The sequence below is a fragment of the Saccharopolyspora sp. NPDC045941 genome (assembly GCF_056431445.1).
In genome coordinates, this window is record NZ_JBWKKU010000083.1 from 19,116 (window position 1) to 36,002 (window position 16,887).

The following is a 16,887-nucleotide window of genomic DNA, read 5'->3' on the forward strand; positions in this document are numbered from 1 at the left end:
CGCGACCCGACGGCGGAGGCGGCGTCATGCGGTGCGGTGGGGAGATGCCGTTCGTTCGTGGTTGTTGCTCGGAGGCAGGGCCGCGGCGTCATCGGACGTCGCCTGCTGGAGTTCCAGCAGGGCGGCGGCGGGATCGCGGAACAGGGCGGGGTTGCGTTCCCAGTGCGCCAGTTCGACCTGGGTCAGGTTGCGCACCACGATCACCTCGTCCACCTTGACCAGCAGCACCGAGCCGATCTGCACGACGGCTCGCGGGGTGTCTTTCAGCGACTGGATCAGGCCCGCCACGGCCGCTCCCTGAGCGGCGTCGACCTCGGCCTGCTGCCGGTCCAGCACGCGCAGTTCCAACGCCCTGCTGAGCTTGAGGAACTGCTCCTCCTTGGTCGGCAGCGCGCCCGAGTTCTTCAACCGGATCAGGAACTCGCCGAACCACGACCCGTACTCGGGCGTGAAAGCGTGGCCGAATTCCAGGCCGAAGGCTTCGAGCACCCGTTCCGCCGCGGCCTGCACGTCCTGGTGGCCTTGCTCGTCGCTCAGGTAGATCCGGCCGGGAACCCAGTGCCAGCCGACGGATTCGAGGTCGGGTTCCGGCCGGGCGAGAGAGGCCGCGCGGTCGGCGCACCGGGCCCGGGCCGAGGCAACGTCCGGTTCGATCTGGAAGACCCTGGTCAAGCCCGTCACCCGGAAGATCTTGAGGATCCGCTCGGCGCTGCACACCAGGACCAGGGCGCCGTCGTGGGCTCGCACCCGCTTCAGGCCGCCGACCAGCACGCCGAGCCCCGTGCTGTCCAGGAACTCCACCCCGGTCAGATCCACGATCAACCGGTACTCGCCGCCGTTGACCGCATCGGTCAGCCGGTTCCGCAGGGTCGGCGCGGTGTAGACGTCGAGCTCACCGGTCACCTCGATCAAGGTGATTCCACCGGGCAGCGTGGTGTTGGTCAGTCCCAGCTCCATCGGCACCTCCTGAGCGACTGCTCCGAGTATGCCAACGCGAGCGGGCCGACGGTGCGTTCCGGCGAACACCGTCCCCGCGCCGATCCCTCAGCCCCGACCGGCCTCCGTCCTACCTGGAGGGACAGTTCGAGACGGGCGGGCGATCTCCCAGGCCGCCTCGATCATGCGGAAGATCTCGTCCACCGCGGCCTCCGGATCGGCCGCCTCGCGGGCCAGCGAATAGGCGTCGATCACGAACCTCGCGATCGTCCGGCAGGCCGTTGTGGTCAGCGACAGGCCGGGATCGGCGGCGATGGCCGTTGCCAGCGACTCCGCGTGGCGCAGCCGCATCGACTCCTCGTACTCCCGCAGGGCGGGTGATTCGTCGACCATGCGCCAGATCGGGGCGGCGCTGTCCGCCGTGCAATGCCGCACCAGGGCCTGGATCTCGTGGCGCAGCGCGGGGATGAGCGGCTCGTGCGGCGCCCGGCCGGTGACCGCCTGCGCGAGGCGTTGCTCGAAGTCTTCGTCCTGCTCGAACACCAGGGCCTCTTTCGAGGCGAAGTGGGAGAAGAGCGTGGTGACGGCCACGTCGGCCTCAGCGGCCACGTCGCGGATGCCCACCGCGTCGTACCCGCGTTCCAGGAAGAGCCGCAGGGCGGTGTCAGCGATCTTCTGGCGGGTCGCGGCCTTCTTGCGCTCACGACGTCCGGACGGCACGGTCATGCCGCTGACGCTATCAGACACAAAAGCGTAACCGTTTTTAAAGACTAACCGTTAGTGCTACGGTCGATCGCATGAAGAGAGTGAGCTTCGCCGAGTTCGGCGGTCCGGACGTCCTGCAACTCGTAGACGCCGAGGAGCCCCACACGGGCCCCGGTCAGGTGCGCATCGCCGTGCGGGCGGCGGGCGTGAACCCCATCGACTGGAGGATCCGCGAAGGCCAGTTCCAGGAGTCCCGTCCGATCGAGTTGCCCGCCGGGGTCGGGCTCGACGCCTCCGGGGTGGTGGACGAGGTCGGCGAGGGTGTCGAAGGGGTCGAGGTCGGCGACCACGTGTTCGGCGAAGGTTCGAGCACCTATGCCGAGTTCGCCGTGCTGTCGGCCTGGGCCCGCATGCCCGAGGGCCTGACGTTCGAAGAGGCGGCCGGTTACCCCTCCGTGGTGGAGACCGCGCTGCGCATCATCCGCGAGGTCGGCGTGCGGCCCGGGCAAACGCTGCTGGTCAGTGGCGCGTCCGGCGGGGTCGGATCGGCGGTGCTGCAGATCGCCCGCGACCGCGGCATCACGGTGATCGGCACGGCTGGGGCCGCGAACCAGGACTACCTGCGCGGCCTGGGTGCCATCGCCACGACGTACGGCGAGGGCTGGACCGAGCGGGTGCGCCAGCTCGGCGCTGTCGACGCGGCTCTCGACCTGGCCGGTTCGGGCGTGATCCGCGAGCTCGTCGAGCTGACCGGGGATCCGCAGAAGGTGATCTCCATCGCCGATCTCGGCGCGCCGGAGCTCGGCGTCCGATTCTCCGGTGTGGCCGGGAGCGTGCCGGAAGCGCTCGCCGAAGCCGCCGACCTCATCTCGCGGGGAAAGCTCCACATCCCGGTCGAGAAGTCGTACGCGCTCGCCGAGGCCGCGGCGGCGCACATCGACAGCCGTGCCGGTCACACGCGCGGGCGCCGGGTCGTGGTCGTCTGAGCCGTTGCACGGCCCGGCAATCCGGATTCCTCGGCGGTGGTGAACGCGCTTCCCACCGCCGAGTCCGCCGGGCCGGGATGGCGTCAGGTCTTCGAGCCGGTGCTCGCAGCATGCCCTTCGCGCAATGACCGACCTGGTCGGGTCGCCCGGCTGATCAAGGGTTTCGCCAGTGGCCGGGCGACCATGGTCGACTCGTCTCCGGAGCGGGCGCTAGGTTCGACTCTCGCGGACCGGGCCGCCCAGCAAGGTCCGCGGCCTGCGGACCTGGCGGACGGATATCGCGGAAATCTACCGATGAGCGCCTCGGCGCGGCGTTCGGCCGACGGCGCCGCCGATGAGCAGGCAGACCGGGCTCGGCGTGGAAAACGGTTCTCCCGCCGGGGAAATCTCTCCGCTGGCCGGATCCACCCGGAACGCCGTCACCGAGTTCGAGTTCTGGTTGCTCGCGTACATCCACCGGCCGTCCGGCGTGACGGCGATGTGCCGGGGCCACCGGCCGCCGCAGGAAACGGTGTCGACGAGGCGAAGTCGTTCGCCGTCCGCCTCGACGGCGAACCTCGCGATACTGTCGTGCCCGCGGTTGGAGACGTAGACGAACCGGCCGTCGACCGAGATCAGGATCTCGGCCGGGAAGTTCTCCCGGACGCCGTCGGGAACCGTGAACACCACCTGGCCCGGCGTCACCGCCGCCCGGTCGGCGTCGTAGGCGCAGACGGTCACGGTGGAGTCGAGTTCGCCGGCGACGTAGAGGAACGGCGCCGTGGGGTGGAAGACCAGGTGCCGGGGCCCCGCGCCGGGGCGCAACTGCGCTTCGCCGAGGGTATCGAGCTTTCCGGTCGTCGCGTCGAGGGCGTGCACGTGGATCCGGTCCGCGCCGAGGTCGGGCACCAGCACGTAGCGACCTTCAGGAGTGATGGCCACCATGTGCGCGTGCGGGTCTTCCTGTCGGCCGGGCACCGGCCCACTTCCCTCGTACTGCACGAGATCCATACGCGGGCCGAGCGCGCCGTCGGCCAGGATCGGGAACACCGCGGTGCTCCCGCTGCCGTAGTTGGCGACGATCAGGTGCCGCCCGCCGGGATGCACGGCGAGGTGGGTCGGCATCGAGGCGCCGGCCGGCCGGCTGCCCAGCACGGTGAGGCCGCCGCCGGGCTCGACGGACAGCGCGGTCACCCGGCCGTCGTTGGTGTCGTTGACCGCGTACACCCTGGTGCCGTCCGCGTTGAAGATCAGGAAGGCCGGGCTGTCCACGCCGGGAGCCGCGCCCGTGCCCGTCAACCGCCCGTCGTCGAGATTCAGGCCGGCCAGCTCGATGGCGGTGCTGAAGTTGCCGCTGTAGGCCGCGAGCGTTCGCGCGGCCGTGGTGTCCGCCAGGGCTTCTCGGGCCCGCAGCGGGGAACTCGCGCCCGCCGCGACGATTCCGAGCCCGGCCAGGCGAAGAAACGCGGCTCGGCCGATCTGCTGGCTGTTCTCCATCGCGCTCACTGTCTCCGTTCCGCCCCGGTTGCCACCACGATCACCGCCTGCGCGAGGCCGGACAAGACGACGCTTGGCCCGAACAAGTGCGGCGGTTCGGCGCACCGTTCACCCCACCGCGCGAATCGGCTGTGCCTTTCTCCGCACCGCGGCAGCACCCGGCGTTGCGGGCGGTTGGATGAGGTCCGGAAACCCCACCGCTCTCGGAGGTCTGGAGCCGGAATGTCCCTGCTGTCGAAGCCGTTCGTCGTCGACATCGCGACCCGGGTGCTCAACCGGCTCATGACACCGCGGCTGAAACCGGAACTGCGCTTCGACGAGATTCCGGCGCACAAGCGCACCATCGAAGTGCCGACGCGCCGCGGAAACGTCCCGTGCACCGCGTACTTCCCCGGCGCGGCCGGGAAACCGGCGGTCCACGTCAACGTCCACGGCGGCGGGTTCGTCATCGCGCACCCCGAGCAGGACGACCCGTGGTGCCGCTACCTGGCGGCCGAGGCCGGGGTCGTCGTGCTCAACGTGGACTACTCCGTCGCGCCCCGGCACCCCTTCCCCATTCCCGTGGAGCAGGTCTTCGACGTCGTCACCTGGGCGTCGCGGCAGGATCGCGACTGGGACGGGCGACGGCTGTCCGTCGGCGGCCAGAGCGCGGGAGGTTCCCTCGCCGCGGCCGCGGCCCGTCTCGCCCTCGAAGGCGGCGGGCCCGCGATCTCGCTCCAGGTACTGCACTACGCGCCGCTGGACCTGGTCACCCACGCCGCTCACAAGCGGAGCCCCACGGGCAAAGCGGTGATCCGCCCCTGGATGTCGGACGTGTTCGACCCGGCGTACGCGCCCGACCCCGAGGTCCGGCGCGATCGCCTCATCTCGCCCGCCTGGGGCACCACCGCGGCAGGCATCGCCGGGATCGCCCCCGCCGTGGTCATCACCTGCGAGTACGACCGGCTCCGCGACGAGGGGATCAGGTACGCCGAGGCGCTCGACGCCGTGGGCGCGCTGGTGGAGCACCACGACGTCGCCGGCACGGACCACGGCTACAACATCATGAGCTTCGGCACTCGTGCGCTCACCGAGCGTATGTACGGCCTCATCGCCGGCCACGTGCGCCGCGCCACCGGCTGACCCGCGCGGCCACATCGACGAGCACGCAGGCCACCAGCACCGGGCCCAACTAATGCGTTTAGGCGCATATTTGCATGAATCAGTGAAGTGAGGCTAACCTCATCCGCGGAAGATCGACACCGTCCGCGATCGTCTTATCACTGGAGGGAATCGTGGCTCCGACGACGGAGACCGATGCCGGGCCGTCGGCCGCCCGGTCCCGCGCCTTGCTCGCACTGGTCGTGATCGCCACGGCCCTGGTGGTCATCGACATGACCATCGTGACCATCGGTCTGGCCGGCATCCAGGCCGATCTCGGCGGCACCCTGGCCGACATCCAGTGGGTCGTCGTGGCCTACATGATCACAATGGGCGCGGTCACCCAGGTGACCGGGACGCTGTCGGACCGGCTGGGCCGCCGCGGCGTCTACCTCACCGGCATCGCGCTGTTCACCCTCGCCTCGCTGGCCTGCGGATCGGCGTCGAACGCGCTGGTGCTCGACTTCGCCCGGGCGGTGCAGGGAATCGGCGGCGCGATCCTGATGTCCAACGCCCTCCCGCTGCTCTCGCACGCCTACGACGGCCAGCGCCGCAACATGGCCATCGCGACCTGGACCACGATGTCCACCGCGGTCGGCCTGATCGCGCCGCTGCTCGGCGGCACCCTCATCGACGTCCTGGACTGGCGCGCGATCTTCCTGATCAACCTGCCGTTCGGGATCGCCGCCTTCGCCATCGGGCTGCGCACCCTGCCCCGCGACGCCGGTGGCGGCGGCAAGATCGGCTCGTTGGACTGGGGCGGCACCGCGCTGCTGATCGCCGGGCTGGCGGTGCTCAACTTCGCGCTGCTGCGCGGCGAGCAGCAGGGCTGGACCGCTTCCTCGACGCTGGTCCAGCTCGCCGTGGCCGTGGTGCTGCTCGCGGCGTTCGTGGTCGTGCAGCGCAGGGTCCGCAACCCGACGCTGGACCTGCGGCTGTTCACCAAGCCCGCGTTCACCGGCGCGGCCTTCACCATCTTCATGTCCCGGGTGCTGACCATCGGCGGCACGGTGTACTTCGTGCAGTACTTCCAGAACTCGCTGCACCTGTCCCCCACCGCCAGCGGCGTCCTGCTCGCGCCGGTGTTCGTCGCGCAGATGGCGGCCGGCATGCTCGGCGGCAGGATGCAGGCCTGGCTGCCGTCCGGCCCCGTGATCGCCATCGGCTACGCCTGCAAGGCCGTCGGCGCCGCCTGGATGGCGCTGACCTTCGGCCCCACCACGCAGGCCTGGTCACTGGTGTTCCCGCTGCTGCTGTGGGGCACCGGCGGCGGCATCGCGGGCGCCCCGATCTTCTCCGTCGCGATGAACGTGACCGACGAGCAGCGGTCCGGGATGGTCGCGGGCACGATGACCAGCCTGGCTTCGATCGGCGCCGGGATCGGCACCGCCGGCCTCGGCGTGCTCTACAAGGCCGGGCTCGCCGGTGTCGTCGCGACCGCGGACCTGCCCGCGGGCCGGCACGACGCCATCTCGGCGGCAGCGGCCGAAGGCGACGCGCAGCGCGCGCTGGAACTCGCACCGCCGGAAGCCCGCGAAGGCCTTCAGCGGGTCTTCGAGGAGGCCTTCGCCGCGAGCGCATCGGCCGTGCTGTTCGCTTCGGCGGCCCTCGCCGTCATCACCATGGGTGTCGCGCTCGTGCTGATCAGCGAGCGGAATCTGCCGAAGCCGCAACAGGAAGCGGAACCGAAGGACCGGGAAGGCTGACGCAGCAACGGATTCAGCCCGCGGTTTCGAGGACCTCCCGCAGGTACGGCGCGGTGCGGCCGGCGCCGGCGCGGACCACTTCCGCCGGAGCGCCGACGGCCACCACCGAACCGCCTTCGTCGCCACCCCCGGGACCGAGGTCGATCACGTGGTCCGCGCCCGCGGCGACGGTCATGTCGTGCTCGATCACCACGACCGTGTTGCCCGCGTCGACCAGCGCGTGCAACAGGCGCATCAGCACCTCGACGTCGGCCGGGTGCAGGCCCGTGGTGGGCTCGTCGAGGACGAACAGGGTGTGGCCGCGGCGCGTTCGCTGCAGCTCGGTCGCCAGCTTGATCCGCTGCGCCTCGCCGCCGGAGAGCTCGGTGGCGGGCTGGCCGAGCGTCAGGTACGACAGCCCGACGTCGTGGAGGGTCTCCAGGCTGCGCGCGACCGCCGGCACGTCGGCGAAGAAGTCTCGGGCATCGTCGACGGTCAGGGCGAGCACGTCGGCGATCGACTTGTCCCGGTAGCGGATCTCGAGGGTCTCCGGGTTGTAGCGGGCGCCGTGGCAGGCGGGGCACGGCGAGTAGCTGCTGGGCAGGAACAGCAGCTCGACGGCCACCGCTCCTTCGCCCTGGCAGGTTTCGCAGCGCCCACCGTCCACGTTGAACGAGAACCGGCCCGCCGAGTACTTCCGCCGGCGGGCCTCGTCGGTGGCGGCGAACAGCTTCCGCACCCCGTCGAACAGTCCGGTGTAGGTCGCGAGGTTCGACCGCGGCGTGCGTCCGATCGGGCGCTGGTCGACCTCGACCAGCCTGTTGATCGCGTCCAGGCCGGTGATGCTGCGAACGTGCCGGGACGTGTCGGCGGCCGGCTCCTCGTCGTCGCCCGCATGGCTGCGGGACGCGCCGAGGTGGTCCCGGACGGCGGCCGCCAGGATGCCGGTGACCAGCGTCGTCTTGCCCGATCCGGACACGCCGGTGACGGCGGTGAAGACGCCGAGCGGGAAATCCACGTCGGTCTCGACCAGGTTGTGCCTGCTCACCCCGCGCAGCTCGATCTTCCCGGCCGGGGTGCGCCGCTTGCCGACCGGAGCCGGCGGATCGAAGAGGTGGGCGCGCGTCACCGAGTCCGCGGACGTCCGCAGCCCGTCCAGCGGGCCGCTGTAGAGCACGCGCCCGCCGTGCTCGCCGGCCCCGGGACCGACGTCGACGAGCCAGTCGGAGTGGCGGATGATCTCCGGCTCGTGCTCGACGACGAGCAGCGAATTGCCTGCCGCCCGGATCCGGTCGAGCACGCGCAGCAGCGCCTGGGTGTCGTCGGGGTGCAATCCGGCCGACGGCTCGTCGAGCACGTAGACGACGCCGAAGAGCGTGGAGCGCAGCGTCGCCGCCAGCCGCAGCCGCTGCAGCTCACCGGCCGAGAGCGTCGGGGTGGCGCGGTCCATGGCGAGGTAGCCCAGGCCGAGTTCGACCAGCGCCTCGATGCGGGCCAGCAGGTCCTCGACCACGACCCGCGCGACGCTGTCGTCCTGCTCGGCGCGAAGCTTCTCCGCGAGCACGGTCAGCGGGAGCGCGGCGAGGTCGGCGATGTTGGCGCCGGCGAACGTCACCGCCAGCGCTTCGGGCCGCAATCCCGAGCCGTCGCAGGCCGGGCACGGCAGCACCTCCACGTACTGCAGGGCCCGGTTGCGCAGCGTCGTGCTCTGGGTGGTCGCCAGCGTGTGCAGGACGTATCGGCGGGCGCTCTGGTAAGTGCCCTGGTAGGGGCGCTGGATGCGTTCCGCCGTGCGCTCGGGGTGCACCGTGACGACGGGTTGCTCGTCGGTGAACAGGATCCACTCGCGGTCGGCCTGGGGCAGCTCGCGCCACGGCCGGTCGACGTCGTAGCCGAGCACGGCCAGGATGTCGCGGTAGTTCTTGCCCTGCCAGGCACCCGGCCACGCGGCGATCGCCTTCTCCCGGATGGACAGCCCCGGATCCGGCACCAGCGAGTCCTCGCTGACCTCGTGGATCCGGCCGAGGCCGTGGCACCGCGGGCACGCGCCGGCCGGCGTGTTCGGCGAGAAGGCGTCCGAGTCCAGCCGCTCGGCTCCGGCGGGATAGGTGCCGGCGCGGGAGAACAGCAACCGCAGGGAATTCGACAGCACGGTCACGGTGCCCACCGTGGAACGGGCCTGGGCGACACCGCGGGCCTGCTGGAACGCGACGGCCGGCGGCAATCCCGTGATCTCGCGGGCATCGGGCGTGCCGGCCTGGTCGATGAGCCGCCGCGCGTACGGCGCGACCGACTCCAGGTACCGCGCCTGCGCCTCGGCGTAGACGGTGCCGAACGCCAGCGACGACTTGCCCGACCCAGAGACGCCGGTGACGGCGACCAGCGCGTCGCGCGGGAAGTCGACGTCGACCCCGCGCAGGTTGTGCACCCGCACCCCGCGCAGGCGCACCATCGAGCTGTCGTGGTCTGGCACTGCTGCGTCCTCACAGGTAGATGAATCGCGGGCCACCACACGCTACCGAGCAGGAGCCGGAGGTGCGCCACGCCCTCCAGGGCCTGAGATGTCGCGGTGACCCCGCTCACCGAGCGACGATTCCGCGCCGTGCCGGGAGTCACACCTGGCGGACAACGCGCTCGAACGAAGGAGAAGCCGTGCAGGACGACATCTGGGCGGTGGTGCACGCGGAGCGTGCCGCGCTGCTCGACGACCTCGCGCACCTCGATGGACGGCAGTGGTCGGAGCCCTCGCTCTGCGAGGGGTGGACGGTGCACGACGTGGTGGCCCACCTGGTCGACTCGGCGCGGACGACGCGCCTCGGGTTCGTGGCCGGCCTCGTCCGGGCGCGGTTCGACTTCGACCGCCAGAACGCACGCGGCGTGGAGCGCGAGCGCGGCGCCACGCCGCAGGAGACGCTGGAGCGGCTTCGCCAGGTGGCGTCGCGGACGTCGACCCCGCCGGCGCCGCTCGACAGCCGGCTCGTGGAGGAGGTCGTCCACGGCGAGGACATCCGCCGCCCCTTGGGCCTAACCCGCCGCTACCGGCCGGAGGCCGTGGTCCGGTCGCTCCGCCTGCAGGCCCGCACCCCGGCGTCCTTCGGCGGGGCCAAGGAGCTGACGTCCCGCATCCGCCTGACGGCGACGGACGCCGACGTGTCGATCGGAAACGGCCCGGAAGCGACCGGAACCGCGCTTTCCCTGCTCCTGGCGATCTCCGGGCGGCGAGCGGCGCTGGCAGACCTCGACGGACCGGGGGTCGCGGAGCTGAAGACCGCCCGGGACACGGCCGGCTGATCGGCTACGAGGCCCAGCGGCCCTTCGCCGATCGGCGGACCCACCTGCCGCCGTTCATCGCCCACTTGCTCGGGTCGTCGGGGGTTCTCGTCTTGCGCTGCTGCGCGAGCATCTGGAACCTGCTGATGACGGCCTGGATCTTCTTCTCGTCCCCGACCTCGTTCTTGACCATTCCCGCGATCAGGTCGTTCAAGTCCTTCATTTCCTGGTACTGCGCGGCGATCCCCTCCGGGTCGTCGCCGCGGATGTCCCTACTGGGACCGTAGAAGAGGTTGAAATCCGCCCAGTAGTAGTACGAGGCGCTGAAGTCGTGAGCGCCGTCCTCGAGCTCGGCCCCGGACCAGTTCCCGGCCTTGCCCCGGTACCACTTCGGCTCGACCTTCTTGATCTCCCCGACGAACCAGCCGCCGAGGTGGGCGATGGCGTCGGCGTCCGAACCGGGCTCCCCTTCCCAGTGGGTGGGTCGCACCTCTGCGGCCTTCATGCCGCGGAGTACCTCAGGCACCCTCATCGGTTCGCCGTGGAGCGCCTGCGGCGTGCCCTCGGTCCAGCGGTGAACCAGCCTTGTCAGGAACCTGGTCTTGCGCGCGCATGACGCTCTCCTCGCATCTCGATCCCCGCCCGAGCCTGCCGGCGCAGTCCCGCGGCAGGAATGACCGCGAGGGCACAACCAGTCCCACGGCAGATGCCCGAACAGGCCTCACGAGGTTCCCCGAGGCCGGTCAGAGGGCCCATCCGAAGGTGGACCAGGCGAGCAGTGGCCCGAGGACGATCGAACACAGCCCGTAGGTCATCAGGTGCCGGAAGAGGCGGGTGCGGTGTTCGGGCTCGGCGGATCCGAGCAGGAGCGCGCCCGTGATGCCGAGGGGGTTGACGTCGACGAGCACTGCGGAGAGTGCGGTGGCGACGATCGCCGCCACCGGCGACACGCCGGCGGTCACGAGCGGCGCGATGAGCGGAACGGCCGTCGCGATGACGGCGATCGATGAGGCGAAGAAGGACGTCAAACCGGCGATGAAGCAGACGACGAGCAGGGAAAGCATCGGAGAGCCCGCGATGTTCAGCGCGGCGGTGATCTGGTCGAAGGCGCCGAGGTGCTCCATGAGCCCGACGTAGGTCAGCAGGCCGGCGATCAGGAGGATGATCTCCCAGGGCAGTCGGCGGATGATCGATGCCGGTTCGAGGCGCAGCAGGAGCTGGAGGGCGAACGCGAGGGTCAGGCCGAGCAATCCCAGGTTCACCGCGAACACCACGCCGCCGACGACGAGCACGACCAGCGCGGTGATGCAGCTCCACAGGGCGAGCCGGCCGGGCGCGGACGGCTGCGCCACCGCGACGACGCGCTCGGGTTCGGTCAGCACGGCGGTGCCCGCCGCGGAATCGGTTGCCGCACGCCCCGGTGCGGCGGGAACGGTCGAAAGTTCCGGTGCGGCGCTTCCCGCCGCTCGGATCGAGCGCCTTCCCACGACCATCGCGGCGAGGCACAGCGAGAAACCGGTGCCGAGCGCGGAAAAGAAGAACACCGGCGCGGCGCTGGAAGGCAGCTCGATGCCGGCCTTCGACATGAGCCGCGGGATGGTCGCGCCGAACACCGCGATCGGCGAGAACAGCCCGCACATCACGCCGTTGAGCATGGTCAGGCAGAGCAGCATCGGCGGCAGCCCGCGCTTGGCCGCGAGGCCGAGCGTGATCGGCGCCATGATCGCGATGACCGCGGCGGGCAGTGTTCCGATCGCGGTGATGAGCGCCGCGACGACGAATAGCAACAGCGGGATCAAGGCCGTTCGGTGCCCGATCGGTCGCAATGCGCGGGACAGGAGCCAGTCCGTGGTGCCGGTCGTCTGGACGACCACGAACAGCGCGGAGATCCCGACGATCAGGACGACGAAGTCGACCGGGAAGAAGCCGAACAGCTCGTCGATGCCGACACCGGCGATGGCCGCGACCAGGAAGGTGGCGGGGAGGGCCGCGAGGGCCAGGCTGAAGCGCGGCACGAAGGCGCCGAGGAACAGCAGGGCGAGCACCACGATCGAGAGCAGCGATGGGGTCATTCGGTGCCATGTCCTTCTGCGTCGTTGCGGAGGTCAGATGACGCCGTCGGCGTGCAGGGCGGCCACGGCGTGCTGGTCTAGATCGAGCAGATCGGTCAGCACCGAGTCGGTGTGCTCCCCCAGGCGCGGCCCCAGCGACCTGATCCGCCCGGGGGTCCTGCTGAGCCGCGGCAGCGGGGCGACCATCGGCAGCTCGCCCCAGTCGTCGTCCACGACGGTGGTGATCGTCCCGCGCTCCCGGTAGTGCGGGTCGGCGGCGATGTCGGCGACGCTCATGATCGGCGAGGCCGGCACCCCGGCGTCGTTGAGGATCCGGACGGCGTCATCGGCGGGGAACCTGCCCGCCCACGCCGCGATCGCGGCGTACAGCTCATCCTGGTGATCGACGCGGGCGTCGCGGGTCGCGTACCTCGGATCCGCCGCGAGCTCCGGCATTTCCAGGACGGTCGCCAGCTTGCGGAACAGCGCGTCGGTGCCGGCGTGCACCGAGATCCGCCGTCCGTCGGCGGTGTCGAAGTCGCTGGCCGGGACGACCTGGAGGTTCCGGTTTCCGTGCCGCTCCCGGACCTTCCCGAGCGCGGCGTAGGTCAGCAGCGAATTCTCGGCGGCGCGGAATCCCGCTTCGTACAGGCCCAGATCCACGACCTGCCCCGTGCCGCCGTTGCGGTCCCGCTCGTACAGCGCCGTGACGGTCGCGAACGCCGCGAGGTAGGCGGCCATGTAGTCGATCACGGCGTACCCGGTGCGGGTCGGGTCCCCGTCGGGTTCGCCGCTGACGTAGGTGAGCCCGGAGTACGCGCTGGCGATGCGGTCGAAGGCGCCCCGGTCGCGGAACGGTCCCGACATCCCGTAACCGGTGACCAGGACCAGCACCGCCCGCGGATTGATCTCCTGGAGGCGCTCCGGGCTCAGTCCCCACTTCTCCGCGGTGGGCGGGCGGAAGTTCATGACGACCACGTCGAAGTGCGGCACCAGGTCGCGCATCAGCTCCTGGCCGCGCGCGGTCCGCAGGTCGATCGTCACGGACTTCTTGTTGCGCCCCTCCTGGATCCACTGCAGCGAGCGGCGCCCGGTGGCCGACGAGCCCGGCCCGTCCCGGGTGAAGTCGCCGCGGCCGGGTTCCTCGACCTTGACGACCTCGGCCCCGAAGTCCCCCAGCATCGTCGCCGTGACCGGCGCGGCGAGCACGGTCGCGAGGTCCAGCACGCGGATGCCTTCGAGCGGCAGGCGATCCTCCGACACAATCCACCTCCTGCGAGCATCTCTTTATTAACGGTTAGTTATTAACGATTCGTTATTAACGGAACAGTAGGATGTGCTGGGCAAGGCAGTCAAGAGACCGGGAGGCGCGATGTCCGACGAGGCCACCGCGGCGAAGCCCCGCCGACGGCGTCGCTCGCGCGAGGAGACCGAGTCCGACCTGCTCGACGCCGCACTGCGGATCATGCGGCGCGACGGGCTCCTCGAAGGGGTCGCGCTGCGGGACGTCGCCACGGAGGCGGGGGTGAACCACGGGCAGATCTACCAGTACTTCGGCTCCCGCCACGCACTGCTGCGGGCGGCGATCACCCGCCTCCTCCAGCAGTCGACGCTCGACCGCGACACGCATTGGGAGCAGCCGTTCGCGCAGCGGCGCACGGCGATGTGGAATTCGGCGCTCCAGCAGCCCGACCTGCCCAAGCTGGAGGCCCTCCTCGCCCTGGAGGGCGACGACCAGCTCGTGCTCTTCCCCGCGCTGGAACGCACCCGGCAGGCGCTCGACCGCGACCGCGCGACCGGCGCGCTGCCGCCGGATGCCGACGCCGACGTCCTGCACGCGATGACCGCGGCCACCTACCTGGGCTACTGCATCTTCCGCGAGACGATCGCCCGCGAACTCGGCGTCGAGCCCGACGAGCTCGACGAGCGAGCCGGCGCCGTGTACGAGCGACTCGTCGCCGGACTCGCAGGCGACGACCTGCCCGGAGCAGATCCGGACCACGCGTCCTGAACCGGCGGGCGGGCGAAATCGCGCGGATCGGCCACTGTCGACGGTCGGCAAGCTCGGCGTGGCTCATCAGCCAAGACGTCCACACTGGACGATTAGCCGACCGCGGCGCGGAAAACCCGTGCCACATCGCATCGCGACGTCCCAGGGGTGCGCATCGAGCGGCACCGGATCCATCCGGTCGCTGATCTGCTCGCGGAGCAGTTCGATCACGCAGGCGCTGCGCCTTCATCGCCGTGGACTCCGAGGGCACCGGGCTGTTCGACGGCGGAATCTGCGCCACGCTCGGCGACTTCGCCCGCTTCGGCGCGATGATCCTGGCGGACGGCACCTCGCTCGCCGGTGAGCAGGTGGTGCCCGCGCAGTGGGTGGCGGACATCTTCACCGGCGCACCGGACGCGGCGGAGGCCTTCGCCGCGTCCGCCGATGCGCACGGGCTGCCGGGCGGGGCGTACCGCAGCAAGTTCTGGTTCCCCAGGGCGGGCGGCGACGTGGCGTTGTGCCTGGGCATCCACGGCCAACTCGTCTACCTCGACCGCGCGAACGACGTGGTGGGCGTCAAGCTCTCCAGCTGGCCTGCGCCGCTGGAACGCTGGAAGCACCTCGCGTCGCTGCGGATGTTCGAGGCGATCAGCGCCCACCTGTCCGACGGGACCTGACGGCGGGTCGTCGCGCCGCGGGGGCTTGTTCGACCGGACAGCCGGGTGCGGACAACAGTAGCCGATCGAACAAGCTTCTCGTGGCCGGCGAAACTCTAATCTTCCGGAACATCTTCCCAAGCTCGCGCCGACGGAACGGTGAACGGATCGATGGTCAACCACGCAGGCCCGCCGCCCGAGCACGAGGTAGCGCCGCCGACAGGCCGCACCCTCCTCGTCATCGGCGACGACGAGGACCTGGGCCGGTCGGTGGCCGACCACGCCCAGCGCTGGGGGAACCACGTCGACCGCCTGCACCGGCCGGACGACGATGAGCTGCGACACCGACTACCGGACTCCGTCGAGGGCGTGGCTGTGGTGTCCCGCAACGACATCGTGGCGTTGCGCTACGCACTGCTCGTAGAGCATCTCGCACCCGGAGTACGGCTGGTCGTCACGATCTTCGACCGCACGGTCGCGGACGAACTCACCCGCACCGTCCCGAACTGCACCGTGCTCGGAATGACGGACGCGATCGTGCCGGCGCTGCTGGGCACCTGCGTCACACCGAACCTCGCCAGCCTCCAACGCTCGGGCGACCAGCTCCTGGCCGTCGAGCACACCGCCGACGGGACCCGGGTCAGCCGGACGCCGCATCGGCCCACCCCGTGGCGAAGCCGATTCCACCTGCTCCGCAGCCAATTCCGGCCCGTGGAGACCTCATCACGAGCGATGCTCACCGGATTCGCCGGCCTGCTCCTCGTGCTCGCCCTCGACAGCACCCTGGCCTGGACCGTCCTGCACGAGCACTGGGCCGACGCGATCTGGCAAGCCACCCGCACCCTGACCACCGTCGGCTCCTCCCCCGCCATCGAGCACGCCCCGGACTGGTACAAGCTGCTCTCCGCGGCATCCATGCTCGCCGTGCTCGCATTCGCCGCGATGTTCACCGCGGGCTTCGTGGACCGGCTCATGTCGCGACGACTCACCGGCATCGTCGGCTCCCGCGCGGTGCCACGCCGCAACCACGTCGTGGTCGTCGGCCTCGGGCAGGTCGCACTGCGGCTGTGCTGCGAACTGCAAGCGATGGGAATCCCCGTCGTGGCCGTCGAACGAGACCGCCACGCACCGTGCCTGCCGCTGGCCCGCGAGCTCGGCATCCCCGTGGTCCTGGGCCGGGGCGGCGACCGCTTCTTGCTGCAACGACTCGCCTTGCCAAGAGCCAGGGCACTGGCGACGGTTTCGTCCGACGGCCTGGAGAACATCGCCGTCGCGGTCACGGCCCGAGCCGTCGCACCTCGGCTGCGAATCGTGCTGCGCGCCGGAGGGGACGACGTCACAGCCGAATCCAAGTCGCTGTTCCGCATCGGCGCGGTCTGCGACGTCACCCGCATCGCAGGCCCGTTCGTCGCGGCAAGGCTGCTCGGCCTGAAACCGCTGAGCGTCTTCACCCTGCGCGACCGCACCTGCGCATTGTTCGACGACGACCTCGTGGTCGACCTCGCGCAATGGGCGTCCCGTCCCGTCGAGAACGTCACCATTTCCGCGAACTGAGAGGAAGGTCAATACGATGCCCCAGCAGTCCCATGCAGACACCGCGACGAACCCTGGCTCGGCTGGCGGTGCGACCGACACCAAGCCGGAGCCGGCGCCGCGCCAGGAGAACCCCGAAGCGACGTTCTACGACCACGAAGAGAGCCACCTGATCCTGGGCTACAACTGACGTCCGCCCGCCGAGAGCAACCGGATGTCCACACGGGACGTTCGAGCAACGAGGTCGGCTTCGCCCAGGCGCGCTAGCTGCGAAGGGCCGACGCGAAGATCGTGGGCAGCGCCCGCCATCGCGGCCACGCAGCAAGGCTACCCGCACTTCCGCATGGGGATGCCGGACAGAGACCTAGTAGTACTTCGTTAAGTTTGTCTTCGTTTGGGGAGTTTTCTTTGGCATGTGGGGCAAACGCCGGTCCAGCACAGTAAGACGCTTTGGAGCAG

Annotated in this window: 15 protein-coding genes; 8 read left to right on the forward strand and 7 right to left on the reverse strand. The window is 70.5% G+C overall.

Going from position 1 to position 16,887, the window contains the following annotated elements; all coding sequences use genetic code 11:
- Nucleotides 1-24: 24 nt before the first annotated feature.
- Both AC07FN_RS40465 and AC07FN_RS40470 read right to left on the reverse strand, forming a co-directional pair.
- Complete coding sequence (locus AC07FN_RS40465) at nt 25-957, reverse strand: anti-sigma factor antagonist (RefSeq protein WP_478400425.1); 933 nt, start codon at nt 955-957, stop codon at nt 25-27.
- A gap of 87 nt (nt 958-1,044) precedes the next feature.
- The gene (locus tag AC07FN_RS40470; RefSeq protein ID WP_478400426.1) at nt 1,045-1,662 is read right to left on the reverse strand and encodes a TetR/AcrR family transcriptional regulator; all 618 of its coding nucleotides are present in this window, start codon (nt 1,660-1,662) and stop codon (nt 1,045-1,047) included.
- A 71-nt stretch (nt 1,663-1,733) separates the two neighbouring features.
- Here AC07FN_RS40470 and AC07FN_RS40475 point away from each other — a divergent pair, with 71 nt between their 5' ends.
- A complete protein-coding gene (locus tag AC07FN_RS40475; protein ID WP_478400427.1) occupies nt 1,734-2,627 on the forward strand; it encodes an NADP-dependent oxidoreductase in 894 nt (297 codons plus the stop codon).
- Nucleotides 2,628-2,915: 288 nt separating this feature from the next.
- Here the strand turns inward: AC07FN_RS40475 and AC07FN_RS40480 are convergent, their stop codons facing one another.
- Nucleotides 2,916-4,103: a lactonase family protein gene (locus AC07FN_RS40480; RefSeq protein WP_478400428.1), complete on the reverse strand. Its 1,188-nt coding sequence runs from the start codon at nt 4,101-4,103 to the stop codon at nt 2,916-2,918.
- A 222-nt stretch (nt 4,104-4,325) separates the two neighbouring features.
- Between AC07FN_RS40480 and AC07FN_RS40485 the strand changes: the two genes are divergently transcribed.
- Both AC07FN_RS40485 and AC07FN_RS40490 read left to right on the forward strand, forming a co-directional pair.
- Nucleotides 4,326-5,225: an alpha/beta hydrolase fold domain-containing protein gene (locus AC07FN_RS40485; RefSeq protein WP_478400429.1), complete on the forward strand. Its 900-nt coding sequence runs from the start codon at nt 4,326-4,328 to the stop codon at nt 5,223-5,225.
- Between the two features lie 152 nt (nt 5,226-5,377).
- On the forward strand, nt 5,378-6,949 hold the full coding sequence (locus AC07FN_RS40490) for an MFS transporter (RefSeq protein WP_478400430.1): 1,572 nt from the start codon (nt 5,378-5,380) through the stop codon (nt 6,947-6,949).
- 13 nt (nt 6,950-6,962) lie between these two features.
- On the opposite strand, the gene uvrA is transcribed toward AC07FN_RS40490, so the two are convergent.
- Nucleotides 6,963-9,401, reverse strand: a complete 2,439-nt coding sequence (gene uvrA / locus AC07FN_RS40495) for an excinuclease ABC subunit UvrA (protein WP_478400431.1) — start codon at nt 9,399-9,401, stop codon at nt 6,963-6,965.
- Nucleotides 9,402-9,580: 179 nt separating this feature from the next.
- Here uvrA and AC07FN_RS40500 point away from each other — a divergent pair, with 179 nt between their 5' ends.
- Entirely contained in the window at nt 9,581-10,219 is a 639-nt protein-coding gene (locus tag AC07FN_RS40500; RefSeq protein WP_478400432.1) for a maleylpyruvate isomerase family mycothiol-dependent enzyme, read from the forward strand.
- 4 nt (nt 10,220-10,223) lie between these two features.
- Here AC07FN_RS40500 and AC07FN_RS40505 read toward each other — a convergent pair whose 3' ends face one another.
- The 3 genes from AC07FN_RS40505 to AC07FN_RS40515 form a co-directional block, all read right to left on the reverse strand.
- A complete protein-coding gene (locus AC07FN_RS40505) occupies nt 10,224-10,703 on the reverse strand; it encodes a hypothetical protein (RefSeq protein ID WP_478400433.1) in 480 nt (159 codons plus the stop codon).
- A 238-nt stretch (nt 10,704-10,941) separates the two neighbouring features.
- Nucleotides 10,942-12,270 (reverse strand): SLC13 family permease, encoded by a 1,329-nt coding sequence (locus tag AC07FN_RS40510; RefSeq protein ID WP_478400434.1) that lies wholly within the window; start codon nt 12,268-12,270, stop codon nt 10,942-10,944.
- Nucleotides 12,271-12,303: 33 nt separating this feature from the next.
- Nucleotides 12,304-13,512 carry a CaiB/BaiF CoA transferase family protein gene (locus AC07FN_RS40515; RefSeq protein WP_478400435.1) on the reverse strand — a complete coding sequence of 403 codons (1,209 nt, stop codon included), beginning with the start codon at nt 13,510-13,512 and terminating at the stop codon, nt 12,304-12,306.
- A gap of 109 nt (nt 13,513-13,621) precedes the next feature.
- On the opposite strand from AC07FN_RS40515, the gene AC07FN_RS40520 reads away from it, so the two are divergent.
- The 4 genes from AC07FN_RS40520 to AC07FN_RS40535 all read left to right on the forward strand — a co-directional run bounded on the left by AC07FN_RS40520 (nt 13,622) and on the right by AC07FN_RS40535 (nt 16,618).
- On the forward strand, nt 13,622-14,260 hold the full coding sequence (locus tag AC07FN_RS40520) for a TetR/AcrR family transcriptional regulator (RefSeq protein WP_478400436.1): 639 nt from the start codon (nt 13,622-13,624) through the stop codon (nt 14,258-14,260).
- Between the two features lie 233 nt (nt 14,261-14,493).
- Entirely contained in the window at nt 14,494-14,916 is a 423-nt protein-coding gene (locus AC07FN_RS40525; protein ID WP_478400437.1) for a hypothetical protein, read from the forward strand.
- A 150-nt stretch (nt 14,917-15,066) separates the two neighbouring features.
- The gene (locus tag AC07FN_RS40530) at nt 15,067-16,449 is read left to right on the forward strand and encodes an NAD-binding protein (protein ID WP_478400438.1); all 1,383 of its coding nucleotides are present in this window, start codon (nt 15,067-15,069) and stop codon (nt 16,447-16,449) included.
- Between the two features lie 16 nt (nt 16,450-16,465).
- Nucleotides 16,466-16,618: a hypothetical protein gene (locus AC07FN_RS40535; protein WP_478400439.1), complete on the forward strand. Its 153-nt coding sequence runs from the start codon at nt 16,466-16,468 to the stop codon at nt 16,616-16,618.
- Nucleotides 16,619-16,887: the final 269 nt, after the last annotated feature.

Coding starts and splice junctions, on each gene's coding strand:
- AC07FN_RS40465 (WP_478400425.1), bottom strand. CDS start 957: ATGGAGCTGGGACTGACCAACACCACGCTGCCCGGTGGAATCACCTTG.
- AC07FN_RS40470 (WP_478400426.1), bottom strand. CDS start 1,662: ATGACCGTGCCGTCCGGACGTCGTGAGCGCAAGAAGGCCGCGACCCGC.
- AC07FN_RS40475 (WP_478400427.1), top strand. CDS start 1,734: ATGAAGAGAGTGAGCTTCGCCGAGTTCGGCGGTCCGGACGTCCTGCAA.
- AC07FN_RS40480 (WP_478400428.1), bottom strand. CDS start 4,103: ATGGAGAACAGCCAGCAGATCGGCCGAGCCGCGTTTCTTCGCCTGGCC.
- AC07FN_RS40485 (WP_478400429.1), top strand. CDS start 4,326: ATGTCCCTGCTGTCGAAGCCGTTCGTCGTCGACATCGCGACCCGGGTG.
- AC07FN_RS40505 (WP_478400433.1), bottom strand. CDS start 10,703: ATGAAGGCCGCAGAGGTGCGACCCACCCACTGGGAAGGGGAGCCCGGT.
- AC07FN_RS40510 (WP_478400434.1), bottom strand. CDS start 12,270: ATGACCCCATCGCTGCTCTCGATCGTGGTGCTCGCCCTGCTGTTCCTC.
- AC07FN_RS40520 (WP_478400436.1), top strand. CDS start 13,622: ATGTCCGACGAGGCCACCGCGGCGAAGCCCCGCCGACGGCGTCGCTCG.
- AC07FN_RS40530 (WP_478400438.1), top strand. CDS start 15,067: ATGGTCAACCACGCAGGCCCGCCGCCCGAGCACGAGGTAGCGCCGCCG.
- AC07FN_RS40535 (WP_478400439.1), top strand. CDS start 16,466: ATGCCCCAGCAGTCCCATGCAGACACCGCGACGAACCCTGGCTCGGCT.